The organism is Arthrobacter sp. SLBN-83, assembly GCF_006715285.1.
In the GTDB taxonomy this organism is placed as follows: Bacteria; Actinomycetota; Actinomycetes; order Actinomycetales; family Micrococcaceae; genus Arthrobacter.
Genome location: NZ_VFMX01000001.1, coordinates 1,970,796 through 1,988,667, shown reverse-complemented (window position 1 = coordinate 1,988,667; position 17,872 = coordinate 1,970,796). Strand labels below are relative to the sequence as shown.

Genomic DNA, 17,872 nt, shown 5'->3' with positions numbered 1-17,872 from the left:
GTTCGGGTGCTTCTCCGTGTGGTCTTTCGGTCAGGATGGGGGACGCGGGGCTGCCAGGAACTGTTCGACGGCGGCGATCGCCAGGCCGGTAATCGCGCCCGGTTCACCGCTGCCGTCGACGGACACCAGGATGCCCCGGCCCGCGTACACCGAGACTACTTCATGCGTCTGCCGGCGGTAGAGGTCCAGCCGGCGCCGGAAGACCTCGATGGTGTCGTCCGTTCGTCCCTGTTCCAGCGCACGGCGGCGCATCCGCTCCTCCAACTCCGCGTCCGGCGCCTGGAGTTCGATGACGACGTCCAGCACATGCCCCTGCGCCGCGAGCATGTCGTCGAGTTCGGTTGCCTGCGGCGCCGTCCGCGGATACCCGTCCAGCAGGAAGCCGTGCCGCACATCGTCTTCACGGAGGCGGTCCTGCACCAGCGCATTGGTGAGATGGTCCGGCACGAAGCTGCCGCCGTCCAGGTAGTCCGCGGCCTGGTTCCCCAGGTCTGTCCGGCGGCTGACGTTGCTCCGGAAGATGTCGCCGGTGGAAACGGCGGGCACTCCGAAGTGCCGGGCGACGTGTTCTGCCTGTGTCCCTTTGCCGGAGCCTGGTGGGCCGATGATGAGGAGCCTGGTCATGTTCCTGCCGTTCCCCGGGCGTTACCCGCGTCATTGTGACCGGTACCCCTTTCCGGCGCCGGCAAACGTCGTTGCGGCCCCAGGTGGTTGTGGGCTCCGAGCCGCCCCGAATGTATATACTCTGGTTATCGGTTTAGCAGCAGGCCGTTGGAAAGTTCGTCGATCCAGCGACCATCACCGGCTCCCCGCCCAGTTGCGGGGCGTTTGTGTGTTGCAGGCTCGTTTTGACCTGAACGAATGGCACCAAGAACCGTGGCCGGCGAGTCAACAGCAAAAACCGATACATCCATTACCGAACACCTGCACGAACTGGTCCTCAACAGCTCCGACGTTGAGGACTTCCTTACGGAGCTGGCGCAGGTGTCCGCCCGCAACCTCTCCGAGCCGGGCGATGAAATACTGTGTGCCATCACCCTGCTCCGGCAGCGGAAAACAGCGACAATCGCCAGCAGCAGCCAGGAAGCCAAGACCATCGGACGGCTTGAGCACAGGTTTGCAGAAACCCCCAGCCTCACCGCAATCACCGCCCAGGAGACTGTGCACGCGCCCAACCTTGCTGCGGACAGCCGCTGGCCGGAATACTCCCCTGCCGTCGTGGCCCAGGGCGTCCAGTCGGTTGCGGCGCTTCCTTTCCGGCTTGAAGGGGAAACCAAAGCTGCGCTGCTGCTGTACTCCCGCCGGGCCAACCGTTTTGAAGGCCGCGTGTTGGCGTTCGCCGAGGATTTCGTCAGCCAGACCTCGCTGGCACTCCGCCTTGCAGTCCGCTTTGCGCATTACAGCGAAACGGCGGCGAACCTCCGTGCCACACTGGAATCCCGCACGGTCATCGACATGGCAGTGGGAATCATCATGGCCCAGAACCGGTGCAGCCAGCAGGACGCGTTCGGCATCCTGAAGACGGCATCGAGCACCCGCAACACAAAGCTGCATGATGTGGCCGCTGCCGTTGTGAATGCTTTGGGCCAGGGACCTGCCCGTACACATTACGACGGTTAGGACGGCGGCACACGGCAACGTGTTCCGCCATTAGTAGACTGGTGCCAACTTTTCGCCGGGGGGCCTTGAATGGAACAGCAACGTGTTTGCCTTGTCGTGGAGGATGACGACGATATCTGGGGACTGATCACAGTGGTCCTGTCCGGTGCGGGCTTCGAAGTGACAGCCGTGGGCACGGGGGCAGAGGGCATCGCCGCCGCCGCTGATCCCGCCATCGCCCTGGTCACCCTGGACCTTGGCCTGCCGGACATGGACGGGCACGTGGTGGCCCGCGCCATCCGTGCCCTCAGCGCCGCCCCGCTGTTGTTCCTGACGGCCCGTTCCGAGAACGATGACATGCTGGCCGGCATGGCTTCAGGGGCTGACGGCTACCTCACCAAGCCTTTCCACCCGGGGGAACTGAAGCAGCTGGCCCGGCAACTGGTGGCATCCACCCCCCCGTCACAACAGCCCGTGTCCCGGGGCCAGACACCGGCGGGCGGACCCAACTCCTAGGCAGAACGCCCTGGCCGGGAACGGCCATTAGGAAGAAGGGCGAAGGCGGTGCTGGCCAAAGTGCGTATCAGGGGTCAAGTTGTGACAATATATGCGCATGAATGCAGATAAGAATGCTTGCTCGCTGGGCACTGACAGCCAGTACGTAGAGCTGGCTGTGGAGGTCTTCGCCATGCTGGCCGACGCCACCAGGGTGCGGATCATCCTGGCGCTGCGTGACGGCGAGATGGCGGTGGGCGCCCTCGCCGATGTGGTGGGCAAGTCCCCCGCCGCCGTTTCCCAGCACCTGGCCAAGATGCGCCTGGCCCGGATGGTCTCCACCCGGCAGGAGGGCACGCGGGTGCTGTACCGCTTGGAGAATGAGCACGCACGCCAGTTGGTGGCCGATGCCATCTTCCAGGCCGAGCACGCCCTCGGCGGGGAGCCCGCGCACCACCGCGTTCCTGCCCACACTGCAGACAGGAGCGCGTCATGACCGGGCCGCATCAGGAGTCGACGCATACGCACAGCCACCCCGACGAGGACGGCCACGCCGGGCACGGGCATGATCACGACCACCCGCACGGCCACAACCACGACCACGACCACGACCACGACCACGACCACGACCACGACCATCATCACCACTCCGGTTTCAAGGGTTGGCTGATCGAGCTGTTTGTCCCGCATACGCACGATGCCGCCGATTCGATCGACGATGCAATGGAGGCCAGCACCGAGGGCATCCGGGCGCTGAAGATCAGCATGTTCCTCCTGCTGGCCACCACCGTTCTGCAGTTCGTGGTGGTCCTGTTCAGCAGTTCGGTGGCCCTGCTGGCGGACACCATCCACAACTTCTCCGACGCGCTGACTGCGGTGCCCCTGTGGATTGCGTTCATCCTGGGGCGCAGGACCGCCACCCGGCGGTATACCTATGGCTACGGCAGGGCCGAGGATTTGGCTGGCCTGTTCATCGTGGCCGTGGTGGCCCTCTCCGCCGTCGTGGCCGGCTGGCAGTCGGTGGACCGCCTGATCAATCCGCAGCCGCTGCAAAACCTGGGCTGGGTCATGGCGGCAGGCCTGATCGGCTTTGCAGGAAACGAAGCGGTGGCGATTTACCGGATCCGGGTTGGCCGCAGGATCGGTTCCGCCGCGCTTGTTGCCGACGGCGTGCACGCCCGGACGGACGGCTTCACGTCGCTGGCCGTGGTGATCGGCGCCGTGGGCGTCATGCTCGGTTTTCCGCTGGCGGACCCGATCGTCGGGCTCGTCATCTCGGCAGCCATCATGGTGCTGCTGTGGGGCACGGTCCGCAGCATCGGGCGCCGGCTGATGGATGGCATCGAACCGGAACTTGTGTCACGGGCCGAGGCCGCACTCGCGCGGACACCGGGTGTTCTTTCAGTCCAGCACCTGCAGCTGCGCTGGTCCGGCCACCGGCTGCAGGGGTCGGCCCGGATCGAACTGGCGGACACAGCGTTGTCGGAGGCGGAAGAGATCCTTCACCGCGCCGAGCACCAGCTCCGGCACGCCCTGCCCAAGCTGGACCATATGCTCCTGGCCCCCGCCAGCCGGCGGTAACGGCCGCAATACAGAAGCGACCCGGCCGGGCAGGGCCCACCGGGTCACTTCTGTATTAGAGATTTAGGCCCGGGCGGTCTTTCCCGGGAGTGCCAGCTTGAAGACCTTGGCCCAGGACGATCCCACCTGCTTCAGCAACGGACCCGTGGTGTACTTCAAGCCGTAGCGCTGGCAGATTTCGCGGACCCTTGGGGCTACCTCGGCATACCGGTTGGATGGCAGGTCCGGGAAGAGGTGGTGCTCGATCTGGTGCGAGAGGTTTCCGGTCATGAGGTGCATGAACTTGGAGCCGGAGATGTTCGCGGACCCGATCATCTGGCGGACATACCAGTCACCGCGCGTCTCACCGTCCACCATCTCCTCGGTGAAGGTGTCTGTGCCTTCGGGGAAGTGGCCGCAGAAGATCACCGCGTGGGCCCAGACGTTGCGGATGGCGTTGGCGGCAATGGTGCCGAACAGTGCCTGCTTTGCCGAGCCGGTCAGCATCGCCAGGGCGGGCGTGGCGGCGTAGTCCTTGGTGAACTGGGTGATCACCTTCTTGCCCAGCGCCTTGAGGTCCTTGAGCAGGGCTTCCTTGGACTTGGTGCCTTCCCTGTACTCGGTCAGCTCAAGGTCGTAGATGGCAATGCCCCACTCGAAGACCGGTGCCAGGATGGCGTTAAACAGCGGGTTGGCCAGGTTGATGGGCTTCCACGGCTGCTGCTCGTCCATGCGCAGGAGGTTGTATCCGACGTCGTTGTCCTTGCCCACAACGTTGGTCCAGCGGTGGTGCAGGTCATTGTGGGTGTGCTGCCACGACCGCGACGGCGTGACGAAGTCCCATTCCCAGGTGGTGGAGTGGATGTCCGGGTCCCGCATCCAGTCCCACTGGCCGTGGAGGATGTTGTGGCCCAGTTCCATGTTCTCCAGGATCTTGGCCAGGCTCAGCAGCGTGGTGCCGGTAACCCAGGCGGCCTTGTTCTTGCCCACCAGCAGGGCGGCGCGACCGGAGACCTCCAGGCCGCGCTGGATCTTGATCATGCGGCGGATGTAGGCGGCATCTTCCGCGCCGCGCTTGCCCAGGATCTCGTCGCGGATGGCGTCGAGCTCACGGCCCAGCTCCGCCACCTGCTCGTCGGTGAGGTGCGCGGCGGCCGGCGGGCGGACGCTGGGGCTTCCCGATTCGGCCAGCTTTCCGGGCCGCGTCCTGGAGGTGCCGCCGTTGGCACCCGCGGCGGTGGTGGTTTTGGTGGGTGAGATGACAGTCATACGGTACTGCTCCTCAGAGTTCGAGGTTGACGGGTCCGGCGGCTGCCGAAACACACGTTTGGATCAGTTGGCCGGGTTCGCCATGGATTTCCCCGGTACGGAGGTCGCGGACCTGCCCTGCAAGCAGTGGCGTAAGGCAGCTGTGGCAAATCCCCATACGGCATCCGCTGGGCATCAGCACCCCGGCGTCCTCGCCGATGTCCAGGATGGGGGTGTCGCCGTCGGCCTCCACCTCCCGGTCGCTGGCTTCAAAGGTGACCAGGCCGCCGTCGTGCCCCACACCAGCGTTGAAGGTGGTGTTGAAGCGTTCGATCATCAGGTTGCCGGCACTGCCGGCCACCGCCACGTCGGTGCCGGGCGCCCGTGTGGTCAGGGCGGCCCGCTTCCACAACGCCTCGGCGTCATCAAGGAAGCTGTCCGGGCCGCAGGCGTAGGCTGCCCGTTCCTTCCAGTCCGGGCAAATCTCGTCCAGCTCCTTGGTGCTGGAGAAGTCCATGCGGCCCTGCTCGCCGGTGTACCAATGCGCCAGCCGGAAATTCGGGAACTGATCGGCAAGCTCAGCCAGTTCCTCACGGAACAGGCTGTCATCCCGCGTGCGGGCTGAATGTACCAGCACGACGTCGGCATCCGGGCGCCGTGGAACCAAGGTACGGATCATGGACATCACCGGGGTGATGCCGCTGCCGGCCGTGACCATCAGAAGGGGACGGGGATGCTCCGGCAGGACGAAATCACCCTGCGGGGGCGCCAGGAACAGGACGTCGCCGGGCTTGGTGGTGCGCACCAGGGTGCCGGAGACGGCACCGACGTCGGTGACGGTGATGGCCGGATCCTTGCCGGCCGGTGCGCTGAGCGAGTAGGACCGCCAGTGGCGGACACCGTCGAGTTCGACGCCGATGCGCGCCCACTGGCCTGCAAGGTGCGCCTTCCAGCCGCGGCCGGGACGAAAGAAGATGGTGGCAGACTGGGCGGTCTCCTGGACCACCCGGGTAACCACGCCCCGCAGCTGCCTCGCAGAGTAGACAGGGTTGAAAAGCGAGAGGATGTCCTCGGGCGACAAAGGGGTGGTGAGTACTGAAGCCGCTTGGGCCAGCTGTCGTAGCCGGATCATGCGTCAAAGCCTAGGGCGGCGCGAGCCATATTTCTCTCTCTCCGTCATATGACCGTTCAGCAGTCACAGTGTAGTTGGGGCGCGAAGCCCCCACACCGCACTTCAAGAGTAACGGTTAGGTCTCGCAAATAGTTCCCAGCGTCCTATCGGCTCCATCCCAGGGCCGGAGCAACGTGCTGCACGATGGTGCCCAGCAGCTTGGCGTTGAACTCCACGCCCAGCTGGTTGGGGACGGTCAGCAGCAGGATGTCCGCCGCCTGTACAGCGGTGTCGGCAGCAAGCTGCTCCGCCAGGAGGTCCGGCGGCCCCACATAGCTCTTGCCGAACCGGGCGGTGGTGCCGTCGATAACGCCCACCTGGTCCCGGCCGTCGCGGAGGGCGCTGCCTGCGAAGTAGTAGTTGTCCTCTTCATCAACGATGGGCAGGACGCTGCGGCTGACCGAAACACGCGGGGTGTGAGGGTGTCCTGCCGCGGCCCACGCATCCCTGAACAGCTGGATCTGTTCGGCCTGGAGCTCATGGAAAGGAACGCCGGTGTCCTCGGTGAGCAGGGTGGAGCTCATCAGGTTCATGCCCAGTTCCGCGGCCCACACCGCTGTTTTCCTGGTGCCGGCACCCCACCAGATCCGTTCCGCCAGCCCCGGGGACTGCGGCTGGATGGGCAGGAGGCCGGTGGCACCGCCTGCGTACCGGGGATCGGCCTGGGCCATGCCGGCACCGGTGATGGCCTTGCGGAAAACGTCCGTGTGGCGCCGGGCCATGTCAGCGTCGGTCTCCCCCGGCTGCGGGCGGTAGCCAAAAGCCGACGCGCCTTCCAGGGCGGGCTCGGGTGAACCACGGCTGATGCCCAGCTGCAGCCTGCCACCGCTGATCAGGTCCGCAGCTGCAGCCTCCTCCGCCATATAAAGCGGATTTTCGTAGCGCATGTCAATGACGCCGGTACCGATCTCGATCCGGCTGGTGCGGGCGGCGATGGCGGAGAGGAGGGGAAACGGCGATGCCTGCTGGCGGGCGAAGTGGTGGACCCGGAAGAAGGCGCCATTCACTCCCAGCTCCTCAGCGGCAACCGCCAGGTCAATACCCTGGAGCAGGGCGTCCGCTGCTGTCCTGGTGCGGGAACCCTGGCCGGGGCCCCAGTGGCCGAATGAAAGGAATCCGATACGCTCCATACCTCCCCCAACTGCCCGGCCGGCGGCTGCATTCCCGGCTGGCATGATGGCTGCGTGGGCATTCCGGAGGACACCATCAACATTTTCAAGACCATTGTGCTGTTCGTGCTTGCCGCCGCCGCGGAAATCGGCGGTGCATGGCTGGTGTGGCAGGCCGTCCGTGAAGGGAAGGACTGGTGGTGGGCGGGGCTCGGGGTAATTGCGCTTGGCGTGTATGGCTTTGTGGCCACCCTCCAGCCGGATGCGCACTTCGGGAGGATCCTCGCTGCCTACGGCGGAGTGTTTGTGGCGGGTTCCTTGGCGTGGGGCGTGGCCTTTGACGGCTTCCACCCGGACCGGTGGGACATCGCCGGATCCCTGGTGTGCCTGCTGGGTGTTGCGGTGATTATGTTTGCCCCGCGGAGCGGGGGATAAAACAGCATGCTGGTGGTTAGGATCTAGCCACAACGAAAGGCGGGGCTGTGGAGCGGACAGACTACTGCGTTATCGGCGGCGGGATTGTGGGCCTGGCAACCGCCTACCAGCTGCTGCGGAAGCAGCCGGGAGCCTCGTTGGTCCTGCTGGAGGCCGCGGAGACGCTGGCATCCCACCAGACCGGCCACAACAGCGGGGTGATCCATTCCGGCATCTACTACGCCCCGGGCAGCTTGAAGGCGCGGTTCAGCAAGGCCGGGGCGCAGCAGACCAAGGACTTTTGCCGGGAGCACGGCATCAGGTACGCCGAGCCGGGCAAGCTGTTAGTGGCTACCTCGGAGGTGGAGCTGGCCCGGCTTGACAGCCTGGAGGAACGCGCTGCCATCCACGGACTGGACTGCGAACGCATCGACCAGCCAGAACTCAGCCGGCGCGAGCCCAACGTTGCAGGACTGGGCGCACTGTTCATTCCCAGCACCGGCATCGTGGACTACCGGGAGGTAGCCCGCAGGCTGGCGGAGCTCGTCACGGAGGCCGGCGGACGCGTCATGACGGGAGCCAGGGTGACCTCCATCGTGGAACATCCGGACCGCGTGGAGGTGGGAGCCGGACAGGAACGGTATTCCTGCCGCCGGCTGGTGGCCTGCGCCGGCCTGCAGTCGGACCGGCTGGCGGAGCTGGCCGGAATGGCCATCGACGTCCAGATCATTCCCTTCCGCGGTGAGTACTTTGAGCTGCCGACGGCCAAGTCGGACTACGTCCGCCACCTCATCTACCCCGTACCGGACCCCGAACTGCCCTTCCTGGGCGTGCACCTGACCCCAACCATCAGTGGCAGCATCACGGTGGGACCCAACGCGGTGCTGGGCCTGGCCCGCGAGGGGTATCCAAAGTTTTCCGTGGATCTGAAGGACGTGGCCCGCTACGTGCGCTTCCCCGGACTGTGGCACGTGGCCTGGTCCAACGCCGCCACCGCGGTGCGCGAAGCCAGGAACTCCTTGTTCAAAGGCAGTTACCTGCAGGAGTGCCGCAAATACGCTCCCGGCCTGGCCAAGGCGGACCTGCTGCCGTACGAGGCCGGCATCAGGGCACAGGCCGTGCGCCGTGACGGGACGCTCCTCCATGATTTCCTGCTGGCGGAGACGGACCGGATGATCCACGTGCTGAACGCGCCGTCACCCGCCGCCACCGCTGCCCTGCCAATCGGTGAACATTTGGCAGACAAGGCCGCGCTCCGGCCGGCAGCCTGAAGATGGAAGCCTCTCCGCTTGATTGGGGGGCCAAACGGAGAGGCTGGAACCAAACTAATAGCAAGCATGCTTAGTTTCCAAATCGGCTGTCCGGCTGCACCATGCACACACGGCTAAACTGGCCCGGTGATCAACAGTGAGCAGCCGTCCGGTCAGGCGGTCCCGCCGTCGCGCGGAAGAATCGCGGAACGGCTGCTGCCCGGAGGTGAGGAACCGGACCCCCGTTTCACCCTTGCCAACGAGCGCACCTTCCTGGCCTGGATCCGCACGTCCCTTGCGCTGCTGGCGGGCGGCATCGCCATCGAGGCGTTCACGTCCGGCCTCTTCATCGAACCTGTCCGCAAAGGCCTGGCGGTCCTTCTACTGCTGCTGGGCATGATGCTGAGTGGCGGGGCGGCGGTGCGCTGGCTCCGGGTGGAACGGAGCATGCGCAGCAAAGCCCCGCTGCCGCTGCCGCTGTTTGTGCCCCTGTTGGCCGGGGCAGGCGCGCTGGCTGCCGCCGTCGTTCTGGTCTTTATCCTCTGGCGCTGATTCCGTGCCGTCCCGCGCACCCGCACCCCATGGCGATCCCGGGCTCCAGCCGGAGCGGACGGCCCTTGCGTGGGGCCGGACCATGCTGGCGCTGGTAACCGCGAGCGCCTTCTTCCTGCGCTGGCTTCCCACGTACGGGGCGCCCATCCTGATGCTGCCGGTGGTTTCGGGGGGCGCTGCCCTTGCCATCTACCTCACCCAGCGCCGCCGGTACCGGGAGAGGTCCCATGGGCTGGCCGGTGAGAGCATCGAAGCGGACCTGCCCGCGGTGCTGTGGACCGCAGTGGCTGGAGTCGCGCTGGGCGTGCTGGGCATCGTTGTGGTCCTGGCCAGTTGAAGATGCCGGCCAGCAAGCAGTCCTAGAACATGGGCAGGACGAAGCCTGCCAGCAGTGCCACCGAGCCGATCGCGGTCAGGCAGCGGCCCAGGACCGAGGCCGTCCTGCCGGCCTCCTCAGGCTGGGTGGTCTGCCACTGCGTGGGGCGCTTGGGGTGGTAATAGATGGGCAGGGTCTCCCCCACGGCCATGTCCCTGATGTCGTACGGGGACATCGGAGCGTTGTGCACCTGGTGCTTCCGGTCGAACCAGCGGAACCCCACCCCTGTGGAATCGGAGTAGACCACGGCTTCGGCTACATCCCAGGGGTGCACGTAGCGGCGGAGGAACCCGGTGTAGAAGAGCAGTCCCAGCCCCGCAGGCAGGCACAACCAGGTGAGCACTTCCAGGATGGGACCTGCCATATCGAGCGCAGTGGGCATGAAATTGATGGTACAGCGCGGGGACTGGTGGCTTCAGCAGCTGATACGTACGCTGAAGGGGACCGGACCGGAGTAAGGGGAAACCATGAATGATCAGGACATTTTGACGCACATCCAGGCCCTGGTGGAGGAGGAGCACTCGCTGCGGGAGGGTTCTGAAGGCGGCCAGCCGGACCCCGCGCGGCTGAAGTACGTGGAAGAGAGCCTGGACCAGTGCTGGGACCTGCTGCGCCAGCGCCGCGCCAAGAAGGACTCAGGCGAGAACCCAGACGACGCCGAAGCCCGACCCATCAGCGAGGTTGAGGGCTACCGGCAGTAAGTCCGCCTCACCGCGCTAATCTGGGTGTCCGGGCCCCTGGCCCGGACACCCGTTTCCGTTACCAACAGATTGAGCTCCCCATGCGTATCGCAGTAGCGCAGATCATCAGCGGCGCCGACACCGCCGCCAACCTTGAGCTGGTGTGGGACTACGCTGCCCAGGCAAAGAACGCCGGCGCGCAGTTGGTGGTCTTCCCGGAGGCAACCATGCGTGCCTTCGGCCACTCCCTGAAGGACATCGCCGAACCCGTTGACGGCCCGTGGGCCAGCGAGGTCCGCAGGATGGCGCGGGAGCTGGAGATCACGGTCGTGGCCGGCATGTTCACTCCGGGCCAGGACGGCCGGGTCCGCAATACGCTGCTGGTCACCGGTCCCGGAGTGGAGGCCTCCTACGACAAGGTCCACCTTTTCGACGCCTTCGGCTTCACGGAGTCAAAAACAGTGGATGCGGGGGAAGCACCCGTGACCTTCGAGTTGGACGGAACGGTCTTCGGCCTGGCCACGTGCTACGACGTCCGCTTTCCGGGCTTGTTCACGGCCAACGCCAACGCAGGAGCGCAGGTGAACATCGTCTGCGCGTCCTGGGGCGCAGGTCCGGGCAAGGCCGAACAATGGGACCTCCTGGTGCGCGCCCGGGCGCTGGACAGCACCACCTTCGTGGTCGCATGCGGCCAGGGCGACCCCCAGGCCATCGGCGCGGGCCCGGCAGGAACGGCACCCACCGGAATCGGGCACAGCGCCGTCGTCACCCCCTTGGGCAAGGCGGTGGTGGCGTTGGGGGGCAAGCCGGAACTCGCCGTCGTCGATATCGATCCCTCAACTGTGGACGGCGTCCGCGCCAAGCTGCCGGTCCTGGCCAACGCCCGCAAGTTCTGACATGGGTGAGGTGCCGTTCATGGCCCCGAAACAGAAGCCAAAAGTGCGTGCGACGCCGGTTCTCACCCCCGGCGGCCCGTTTGGCCCGCCGCTACGGGGAACTGGAGGGGTACAGGCCTTTTGCGCCCACCCGAAGCGGAGGAGCCGTTTACATTCCCGAAACATAGCCGACACGTGAACTTCACGCCGGAGCGATTTGTGTAACGTGGGCGCAACTTTAAGCGGCATTGGCTGAAACACGCTGCGCCAAAAATGGATCCGGGGGAAATGCTCCGGGGCCAACCAGGTCCCGCACCAAGATCACGTTGCGAAGGGACCCACCGGTGGAAATCACTGCCCAACACGTCTGGCTGATGATTTCGGCCGCAATGGTACTGCTGATGACGCCCGGGCTTGGCCTCTTCTACGGCGGCATGACCCGCGCCAAGGCGGCCCTCAACATGATCATGATGAGCTTCATCTCGGTAGGGATTGTTGGCGTGGTGTGGGTCCTCTGGGGTTACTCGATGACCACCGGCAACGGCTTCCTTGGGCTGTTTGGCAATCCCTTCACCAGCTTCGGGCTGCAGGACCTGATGGGTTCCCCTGACCTGCTCAAGGCCGGCTACAGCGCCACCTTCGCCATCATCACCGTGGCCCTGATCAGCGGGGCCATCGCCGACCGCGCCAAGTTCAGCGCCTGGGCACTGTTTGTGCCGGTATGGATCACTGTCATCTATTGCCCGCTTGCCTACATGATCTGGGGCGGCGGATTGATGAGTGCCGGCGGGGCCGTCACCCGGATCTTCGGCCAGGTCATCGACTTCGCCGGCGGCGCCGTCGTCGAAATCAGCTCGGGCACGGCAGCCCTGGTGCTGGCCGTCATCGTGGGCCAGCGCCATGGATTCGCCAAGGACCCCAACCACCGCCCCCACAACATCCCCTTCATCATGCTGGGCGCGGCCATCCTCTGGTTTGGCTGGTTCGGTTTCAACGGCGGTGCGGCCACCAGCGTCGAACAGGCCGGCCTCATTTGGATCAACACCCTGGTAGCCCCTTCTGCGGCAATGCTGAGCTGGCTGGTCACCGAAAAGATCCGCCACGGACACCCCACCTCCCTGGGCGCGGCCTCCGGTGTTGTGGCCGGCCTGGTGGCAATCACCCCGTCCTGCGCCAACATCAGCCCAGTGGCAGCAATCGGACTGGGCCTGGTGGCGGGAGCCGCGTGCTGCGTCTTCGTGGACCTCAAATACCGCTTCGGCCTGGACGACTCGCTGGACGTGGTGGGCGTCCACCTCGGCGCCGGCCTCATCGGCACCCTGGCACTCGGCTTCATCGCCTTGCCCGTAGACGGCATGGGCGGCGGACTCTTCTACGGCGGCGGTGCCCAGCAGCTCATCGCCCAGGCAGCCGCCGTCGTCATCACCTTGCTCCTGTCCGGCATCGGGACGGCGGTTATCGCCGGGATCATCAATAAGGCCGTGGGCTTCCGCGTCAGCCACGAGGCAGAAACTGCCGGCGTGGACCTGTCCGAGCACGCCGAGACCGCCTACGCGTTCGGGGAGATGGGCTCTGGATTCAGCAGCCTGGGCCACATGCTGGGGCACCACGGAACTGCTCCTGCCGCTGTCCCCGCGGATCGGCGCGCGAAGGAAGATTCCTTCGCGTAGCTGCTAGTCCGCGAGGATCTTGTAGAGCGCGCGCCGCGTTTCGTCCATTTTCTCAATGGCGGCGGCCCGCTGTTCCTCCGACACTCCGCTGCGGAACTGGTGAATGGCCCCCATGAGCTTGCCAATGCTCTGGTGGAAGTCCCGGTCAGCACTGTCCGGCTCGGCGTTCCAGGCGTTCTCCATTTCCTCCGCATGCTCCGCCACGTAGGCCTTGCCCGCGTCGGTCAGGGCAAACTCAGTTCCCCGGCCCTCGCTGAGGGCCTCGATCAGGCCTTCGTCCACCAGTTGCTGCAGTGTGGGATAGATCGATCCGGGGCTGGGGCGCCACATCCCGCCGGTCTTTGCGGCGATGGTCTTGATCAGTCCGTAACCATTCGAAGGCGCCTCCGCCAGCAGCGAGAGGATCGCCGCGCGGACATCACCCCGGCTGGCCCGCCGGCCGCCCCGCCCGAAGCCGGGACCAAAACCCGGGCCAAAGCCTGGCCCAAAACCGGGACCGAATCCGGGGCCAAACCCCGGGCCAAAGCCGGGACCCCTGTGCCCGTGCGGACCTTTGTGGCCCCTTCCCCGCTCGAAGCGTCCCCGGCCGAACCCAGGACGGGGATTTTTGTCATCAAACAGGCCGTTCATGGTGGCATCGTCCTTCCGTTGATAGATAGTCGCTCTAACTTCAGCGATATTTAAAGATATATCGGTAAATATCGCCCGTCAACGGTTGGACGTGACCAAATCCTGACCTTTCCGCCTCTGTTTCCGTCCTTGGCGTGAGCGTATTCTGGTCCCACCTCCGAGCACGAGGGCTGAGGAATGGCGAAGAAGCGGAAGCGCAGGCAGGGTTTCAACGCGGCCTTGGGAAGGATCCTGGGGTTCCTGGCAGCCAGTGTCATGTGCGGCGTCCTGGTGGCGAGCCTGGTGGTTCCTGCCGTCGCCGCAGCGGGGATGGGGGTTAGCTCCTCCATTGATTTCTTCGAAAAGCTGCCCTCGGAGCTCACGGTGCAGCCGCCGTCGCAGGCCACGAAGGTCCTGACCGCGGACGGGCAGACAATCGCGACGTTCTATGCGGAAAACCGGGTGCAGGTGCCGCTGGACCAGATGTCGCCTTTCATCAAGAACGGCATCATCGCCATCGAGGACAGCCGCTTCTACGAGCACGCCGGCGTGGATCCGCAGGGGATCCTGCGGGCCCTGGTGTCCAACCTGACCAAGGGCGGCGAGCAGGGCGCGTCCACCATCACGCAGCAGTACGTGACCAACGTCCTGAACGAGGCGCAACTCTCCCAGGACCGGCCGGACGCGGTGGTCTTGAACGGGCAAAAGAACCTGGGCGACAAGCTGCGGGAAATGAAGCTCGCCGTCACCCTGGAAAAGAAATACAGCAAGGACCAGATCCTTGAGGGCTACCTCAACATCGTGTTCTTCAGCAGCAACGCGTACGGCATTGAAGCTGCAGCCCGCCACTTCTTCAGCACTACGGCGAAAGACCTCACGCTCCCCCAGGCGGCCTTGCTGGCCGGCGTGGTCAACAGCCCCACCCTGTACAACCCGGCCACCAACCCGGACAAGTCCATCGTGCGGCGGAACCAGGTCCTGGGCGAGATGCTGCGGCTGGGCAAGATCACCCAGGCCCAGCACGACGAAGCCGTGGCGACGCCCATCCAGTTGAAGATCAGCCCCCAGCAGCAGGGCTGCGCCAATGCCACCATGGCTCCTTACTTCTGCGACTACATTTCCCACCTGATCCTGAATAATCCCGCGTATGGCCCAACCGAAGCTGAACGCGAGCGGCGGCTCTACCGCGGCGGCCTGACCATCGTCACCACCCTGGACAGCCGGCTCCAGGCCGCTGCCCAAGCACAGGTGGATGGAACAGCAGGAGCGAACCCGGACCATTGGGCGGCATCGCTGGTCAGCATCCAGCCCGGCAGCGGCAAGATCCTGGCAATGGCCCAAAACACGGTTTTCCTTCCGCAGCCCGGAAAGTTCGATACCAACCTGAACTTCAACGTGGATGCCAGGGACGCTCAGGGGAATGACCTTAACGGTTCCGGCGGGTTCCAGCCGGGATCCACCATGAAGCCCTTCACGTTTGCCGAGTGGCTGAACGAGGGCAAGACGCTCACCGCCGAAGTGGACGCTTCACGTCGCGTCTATCCGCTGGGGTTCCCTTGGAGGGACAGCTGCGGGAAGGTTCTTGGGGCCTACAGCACAGCCCAGGCAAACCCGGCCCTTGGCGCTGCCGATGACCTGCAGAATGCCGAAGACGGGTTCTACCGGCCCATGCCCGTCAACTACGGCCTCTACAACTCCATCAACACCGCCACCTTCGCTTCCGCTTCCCAGCTGGATTTCTGCGGCATCCAGAAGATGGTGGATGCCGTGGGCCTGCACAGCGGCCTGGACAGCTCGCCTGTCAACATGCACCAGCTGGGCAACCTGCTGGGCGGCACGGGCGTCGCTCCCCTCACGCTGGCAAACGCCTTTGCCACCTTTGCCACGGAGGGCCAGTTCTGTGCACCGATCGCACTGGTGGAGATCAAGGATGCTGCCGGAGCCAAGCTGCCGGCCCAGGCGCCGGACTGCCATGGTGCGGTCAAACCGGACGTGGCCCGGGGTGTTAACTCCGTGCTGCAGGATGTCCTGAAGAAGGGCTCGGGCGTCTGGATCAACCCCAAAGTGCAGGACAAGGTTCCCACGGCAGCCAAGACCGGAACTTCCAACAACAACGGCTCCACCTGGGTGGTGGGGTACACCACCGGCCTGGTGACGGCATCTTTCTTTGGTGATGCACTGGAAGGCCAAAAACGGGCAGGCCAGAACGTGACCATCAACGGCACCTTCTACCCGCGCTTGGACGGGTACATGATTGCTGGACCTCAATGGGCTAACTACATGCTCAAGGTGGCGCCGCTCTACCCGGCAGGCCCATTCGCACCGCCTCCCGCTTCGATGATCGGGCCAAACCCCAATTACAAACCATAGGTTCGGACACCCGCCAGGGGCACTGCCGCCGTCGTGCTCCTCTGGCACCATGGGTGGCGTGACGATCCTCGAAACTGAGCGGCTCATCCTGCGCCCGTGGGAGCCCGAAGACGCGGCCTTCGTACTTGACCTCTACTCGCGTTGGGAGGTGCAGCGATTCATCGGCACCAAGCCGCGGGTCATGACCAGCATGGCCGAGGCCTCGGAACTGATCGACAGATGGCGCGGAATTGACCACCCCGTCCACGCGATCTGGGCCGTCCAACTCAAGGCCCAGGCTGAGTCCGCCCGACCGGAGCCAGTCCAACAAAGAACTGACAAGCCCCAACTCGCCGGAACGCTGCTCCTCAAGTCCATCCCGGCGTCGGGAAGTGAATTGCCGCTCCAGCCTTCGGGTGACACGGAGATCGGATGGCATTTCCACCCGGACCACTGGGGAAACGGCTACGCCACCGAGGCGGCCCAAGTGGTCCTCGGGCATGCCTTTGCACGCGGCCTGCCACGGGTTCTTGCGGTCACGAATCCCGCGAATGCAGCGTCGCAGCAGGTGTGCACCAGGATCGGGCTGAGCCACCGTGGCCAGACAGGCAAGTACTACAACGCCGTATGCGAGCTCTTCGAGGGCATCAACCCGAATTCCTAGCCGCTCCCCTTCCAGAGCCGCTTCCACCAGGAGCGCTCGGGCTCCGGCTCGGCAGGAGTTTCCTCCACGCGGGCGGCACGCCGCCCGCGCCAGCGCTGCACTTCCTCCTCGACGTCGCGGGTTTTGGTGATCACAGGCGGCCCGCCCTGCAGCTGGCGGCGGGCATCGATGACCCGCCGGTTGAAGTCCTGCAGGACGTCCCGGACCTGCTGCTCCGTGTACTGGGCGTCCAGCTTTGAGTCGAGTTCGGCGTCCTCGGTGCGGAGCAGGATGGCGGCCGGGCCCAGGCCGCTGATGTTCTCGCGCTGGATCAGCCCCTTGACCCACCAGTCGGGGTCATAGCTTTCACCCAGGCCGGGAATCGGCTTGCCCGCGTACTTGAGGTTGTCGAACTTGCCCTGCGCCATGGCGTCTCGGACCAGGTATTCTGCGCGGGCCGCGTCGCTGACCTTCCTGCGCTTCTCCCGCTCCTGGGCGTCGAGGGCATCCAGGGCGGCTTCCTCCTCCGCACTGATGCCGGCGCCGCGGTATGAACGCATGTCAGCCGCCCGCTCCAGCCGCTTCCGGAAATCCCCTGCGCCGCCGCTCATTGCCCCACCGCCTGCCCTCGCCCAATCCTCAACTTCCAGTATTCAGCGGGCGGCTGGCACGTTCAACGCCCAAGATGAACGGACGACGGCGGGACGTCCCGCCGTCGTCCGCTCACCCTGGCGCCTGGCACCGGCTGGTGGCAGTGCCATGAATTCAGGCGTTGGCGTGCTCGGCCAGTATGCCGTCGATCTGGCCGACGGCTTCCTTGAGGCCCTCCTCCATACCCATCTGCATCATCTGATCCAGCTGTTCCTCGGACTCGAACCTGGACAGGATGGTCATGCGCGTCCGCTCAGCCAGAGGTTCCAGGGTCACCGTGGCGTGGCTGACGCCGAACTCCCCTGTCGGGTTACCGTCGCTGTCCGCGAAGCCGTCGTTGAATTCCAGCTGCCGCGGCGCCTCGATGGCAGTGAATTCCCACCAACCGTGGAATTTTTCCCCTTCGGGACTTGTCATGTAGTACTTGGCCTTGCCGCCAGGCACGAAGTCGTGGTGATGGAAAGTGGCGGGATAGGTGGGCGGGCCCCACCAGCGCTCCAGCTGCCGCGGGTCCTCGAAAAGCTGCCAGACGCGTTCGACTCCGGCATCGAACTCGGCAACAACGGTGAGGCTCAGGGCCTCGGGATTCTTTTCCGTACTGATGACTGTCATGGCAATGCC

Annotated in this window: 21 protein-coding genes; 13 read left to right on the top strand and 8 right to left on the bottom strand. The window is 65.3% G+C overall.

What is annotated here, in order from left to right; genetic code table 11:
- Window positions 1–30: 30 nt before the first annotated feature.
- Window positions 31–624 (bottom strand): adenylate kinase, encoded by a 594-nt coding sequence (locus FBY30_RS09160; protein WP_142132594.1) that lies wholly within the window; start codon window positions 622–624, stop codon window positions 31–33.
- Between the two features lie 252 nt (window positions 625–876).
- On the opposite strand from FBY30_RS09160, the gene FBY30_RS09155 reads away from it, so the two are divergent.
- The 4 genes from FBY30_RS09155 to FBY30_RS09135 all read left to right on the top strand — a co-directional run bounded on the left by FBY30_RS09155 (window position 877) and on the right by FBY30_RS09135 (window position 3,675).
- The gene (locus FBY30_RS09155) at window positions 877–1,620 is read left to right on the top strand and encodes an ANTAR domain-containing response regulator (protein WP_142135067.1); all 744 of its coding nucleotides are present in this window, start codon (window positions 877–879) and stop codon (window positions 1,618–1,620) included.
- A 69-nt stretch (window positions 1,621–1,689) separates the two neighbouring features.
- Window positions 1,690–2,115, top strand: a complete 426-nt coding sequence (locus FBY30_RS09150; protein ID WP_142132593.1) for a response regulator transcription factor — start codon at window positions 1,690–1,692, stop codon at window positions 2,113–2,115.
- Window positions 2,116–2,212: 97 nt separating this feature from the next.
- The gene (locus FBY30_RS09145) at window positions 2,213–2,590 is read left to right on the top strand and encodes an ArsR/SmtB family transcription factor (RefSeq protein WP_142132592.1); all 378 of its coding nucleotides are present in this window, start codon (window positions 2,213–2,215) and stop codon (window positions 2,588–2,590) included.
- Window positions 2,587–3,675 carry a cation diffusion facilitator family transporter gene (locus FBY30_RS09135; protein WP_235009385.1) on the top strand — a complete coding sequence of 363 codons (1,089 nt, stop codon included), beginning with the start codon at window positions 2,587–2,589 and terminating at the stop codon, window positions 3,673–3,675. The genes FBY30_RS09145 and FBY30_RS09135 overlap by 4 nt, the downstream gene beginning before the upstream one ends.
- A 63-nt stretch (window positions 3,676–3,738) precedes the next feature.
- Here FBY30_RS09135 and FBY30_RS09130 read toward each other — a convergent pair whose 3' ends face one another.
- The 3 genes from FBY30_RS09130 to FBY30_RS09120 all read right to left on the bottom strand — a co-directional run bounded on the left by FBY30_RS09130 (window position 3,739) and on the right by FBY30_RS09120 (window position 7,203).
- On the bottom strand, window positions 3,739–4,923 hold the full coding sequence (locus FBY30_RS09130) for a fatty acid desaturase family protein (RefSeq protein ID WP_142132591.1): 1,185 nt from the start codon (window positions 4,921–4,923) through the stop codon (window positions 3,739–3,741).
- 13 nt (window positions 4,924–4,936) lie between these two features.
- Entirely contained in the window at window positions 4,937–6,034 is a 1,098-nt protein-coding gene (locus FBY30_RS09125) for a ferredoxin reductase (RefSeq protein WP_142132590.1), read from the bottom strand.
- A 143-nt stretch (window positions 6,035–6,177) separates the two neighbouring features.
- Window positions 6,178–7,203 (bottom strand): LLM class flavin-dependent oxidoreductase, encoded by a 1,026-nt coding sequence (locus FBY30_RS09120; protein ID WP_142132589.1) that lies wholly within the window; start codon window positions 7,201–7,203, stop codon window positions 6,178–6,180.
- A gap of 54 nt (window positions 7,204–7,257) precedes the next feature.
- Here FBY30_RS09120 and FBY30_RS09115 point away from each other — a divergent pair, with 54 nt between their 5' ends.
- The 4 genes from FBY30_RS09115 (at window position 7,258) to FBY30_RS09100 (ending at window position 9,735) form a co-directional block, all read left to right on the top strand.
- Window positions 7,258–7,617, top strand: a complete 360-nt coding sequence (locus FBY30_RS09115; RefSeq protein WP_442858274.1) for a YnfA family protein — start codon at window positions 7,258–7,260, stop codon at window positions 7,615–7,617.
- Window positions 7,618–7,664: 47 nt separating this feature from the next.
- Complete coding sequence (gene lhgO / locus FBY30_RS09110) at window positions 7,665–8,867, top strand: L-2-hydroxyglutarate oxidase (RefSeq protein ID WP_142132588.1); 1,203 nt, start codon at window positions 7,665–7,667, stop codon at window positions 8,865–8,867.
- 126 nt (window positions 8,868–8,993) lie between these two features.
- Window positions 8,994–9,398, top strand: coding sequence for a YidH family protein (locus tag FBY30_RS09105; protein WP_142132587.1), 405 nt, complete (start codon window positions 8,994–8,996; stop codon window positions 9,396–9,398).
- 4 nt (window positions 9,399–9,402) lie between these two features.
- Complete coding sequence (locus FBY30_RS09100; protein ID WP_142132586.1) at window positions 9,403–9,735, top strand: DUF202 domain-containing protein; 333 nt, start codon at window positions 9,403–9,405, stop codon at window positions 9,733–9,735.
- Window positions 9,736–9,757: 22 nt separating this feature from the next.
- On the opposite strand, the gene FBY30_RS09095 is transcribed toward FBY30_RS09100, so the two are convergent.
- Complete coding sequence (locus tag FBY30_RS09095; RefSeq protein ID WP_142132585.1) at window positions 9,758–10,156, bottom strand: hypothetical protein; 399 nt, start codon at window positions 10,154–10,156, stop codon at window positions 9,758–9,760.
- An 85-nt stretch (window positions 10,157–10,241) separates the two neighbouring features.
- Between FBY30_RS09095 and FBY30_RS09090 the strand changes: the two genes are divergently transcribed.
- The 3 genes from FBY30_RS09090 to FBY30_RS09080 all read left to right on the top strand — a co-directional run bounded on the left by FBY30_RS09090 (window position 10,242) and on the right by FBY30_RS09080 (window position 12,999).
- A complete protein-coding gene (locus FBY30_RS09090) occupies window positions 10,242–10,475 on the top strand; it encodes a DUF2630 family protein (RefSeq protein ID WP_142132584.1) in 234 nt (77 codons plus the stop codon).
- 80 nt (window positions 10,476–10,555) lie between these two features.
- Window positions 10,556–11,350 carry a carbon-nitrogen hydrolase family protein gene (locus FBY30_RS09085; RefSeq protein WP_142132583.1) on the top strand — a complete coding sequence of 265 codons (795 nt, stop codon included), beginning with the start codon at window positions 10,556–10,558 and terminating at the stop codon, window positions 11,348–11,350.
- 323 nt (window positions 11,351–11,673) lie between these two features.
- Complete coding sequence (locus FBY30_RS09080; protein ID WP_142132582.1) at window positions 11,674–12,999, top strand: ammonium transporter; 1,326 nt, start codon at window positions 11,674–11,676, stop codon at window positions 12,997–12,999.
- 3 nt (window positions 13,000–13,002) lie between these two features.
- Here the strand turns inward: FBY30_RS09080 and FBY30_RS09075 are convergent, their stop codons facing one another.
- Window positions 13,003–13,629 carry a PadR family transcriptional regulator gene (locus FBY30_RS09075; protein WP_142132581.1) on the bottom strand — a complete coding sequence of 209 codons (627 nt, stop codon included), beginning with the start codon at window positions 13,627–13,629 and terminating at the stop codon, window positions 13,003–13,005.
- A gap of 177 nt (window positions 13,630–13,806) precedes the next feature.
- Between FBY30_RS09075 and FBY30_RS09070 the strand changes: the two genes are divergently transcribed.
- Complete coding sequence (locus tag FBY30_RS09070) at window positions 13,807–15,978, top strand: transglycosylase domain-containing protein (protein WP_142132580.1); 2,172 nt, start codon at window positions 13,807–13,809, stop codon at window positions 15,976–15,978.
- A 49-nt stretch (window positions 15,979–16,027) separates the two neighbouring features.
- Window positions 16,028–16,621 (top strand): GNAT family N-acetyltransferase, encoded by a 594-nt coding sequence (locus FBY30_RS09065; RefSeq protein ID WP_200830663.1) that lies wholly within the window; start codon window positions 16,028–16,030, stop codon window positions 16,619–16,621.
- On the opposite strand, the gene FBY30_RS09060 is transcribed toward FBY30_RS09065, so the two are convergent.
- Both FBY30_RS09060 and FBY30_RS09055 read right to left on the bottom strand, forming a co-directional pair.
- Window positions 16,618–17,211 carry a J-domain-containing protein gene (locus FBY30_RS09060; protein WP_142132578.1) on the bottom strand — a complete coding sequence of 198 codons (594 nt, stop codon included), beginning with the start codon at window positions 17,209–17,211 and terminating at the stop codon, window positions 16,618–16,620. The two genes, FBY30_RS09065 and FBY30_RS09060, sit on opposite strands and share 4 nt — an antisense overlap.
- A 154-nt stretch (window positions 17,212–17,365) precedes the next feature.
- A complete protein-coding gene (locus FBY30_RS09055; protein ID WP_142132577.1) occupies window positions 17,366–17,863 on the bottom strand; it encodes an SRPBCC family protein in 498 nt (165 codons plus the stop codon).
- Window positions 17,864–17,872: the final 9 nt, after the last annotated feature.

Bases quoted from the DNA above. Each gene is read 5' to 3' on its own strand.
- FBY30_RS09160 (WP_142132594.1), bottom strand. From the start codon at position 624: ATGACCAGGCTCCTCATCATCGGCCCACCAGGCTCCGGCAAAGGGACA.
- FBY30_RS09150 (WP_142132593.1), top strand. From the start codon at position 1,690: ATGGAACAGCAACGTGTTTGCCTTGTCGTGGAGGATGACGACGATATC.
- FBY30_RS09145 (WP_142132592.1), top strand. From the start codon at position 2,213: ATGAATGCAGATAAGAATGCTTGCTCGCTGGGCACTGACAGCCAGTAC.
- FBY30_RS09135 (WP_235009385.1), top strand. From the start codon at position 2,587: ATGACCGGGCCGCATCAGGAGTCGACGCATACGCACAGCCACCCCGAC.
- FBY30_RS09130 (WP_142132591.1), bottom strand. From the start codon at position 4,923: ATGACTGTCATCTCACCCACCAAAACCACCACCGCCGCGGGTGCCAAC.
- FBY30_RS09125 (WP_142132590.1), bottom strand. From the start codon at position 6,034: ATGATCCGGCTACGACAGCTGGCCCAAGCGGCTTCAGTACTCACCACC.
- FBY30_RS09120 (WP_142132589.1), bottom strand. From the start codon at position 7,203: ATGGAGCGTATCGGATTCCTTTCATTCGGCCACTGGGGCCCCGGCCAG.
- FBY30_RS09095 (WP_142132585.1), bottom strand. From the start codon at position 10,156: ATGCCCACTGCGCTCGATATGGCAGGTCCCATCCTGGAAGTGCTCACC.
- FBY30_RS09090 (WP_142132584.1), top strand. From the start codon at position 10,242: ATGAATGATCAGGACATTTTGACGCACATCCAGGCCCTGGTGGAGGAG.
- FBY30_RS09085 (WP_142132583.1), top strand. From the start codon at position 10,556: ATGCGTATCGCAGTAGCGCAGATCATCAGCGGCGCCGACACCGCCGCC.
- FBY30_RS09075 (WP_142132581.1), bottom strand. From the start codon at position 13,629: ATGAACGGCCTGTTTGATGACAAAAATCCCCGTCCTGGGTTCGGCCGG.
- FBY30_RS09070 (WP_142132580.1), top strand. From the start codon at position 13,807: ATGGCGAAGAAGCGGAAGCGCAGGCAGGGTTTCAACGCGGCCTTGGGA.
- FBY30_RS09065 (WP_200830663.1), top strand. From the start codon at position 16,028: ATGGGTGGCGTGACGATCCTCGAAACTGAGCGGCTCATCCTGCGCCCG.
- FBY30_RS09060 (WP_142132578.1), bottom strand. From the start codon at position 17,211: ATGAGCGGCGGCGCAGGGGATTTCCGGAAGCGGCTGGAGCGGGCGGCT.
- FBY30_RS09055 (WP_142132577.1), bottom strand. From the start codon at position 17,863: ATGACAGTCATCAGTACGGAAAAGAATCCCGAGGCCCTGAGCCTCACC.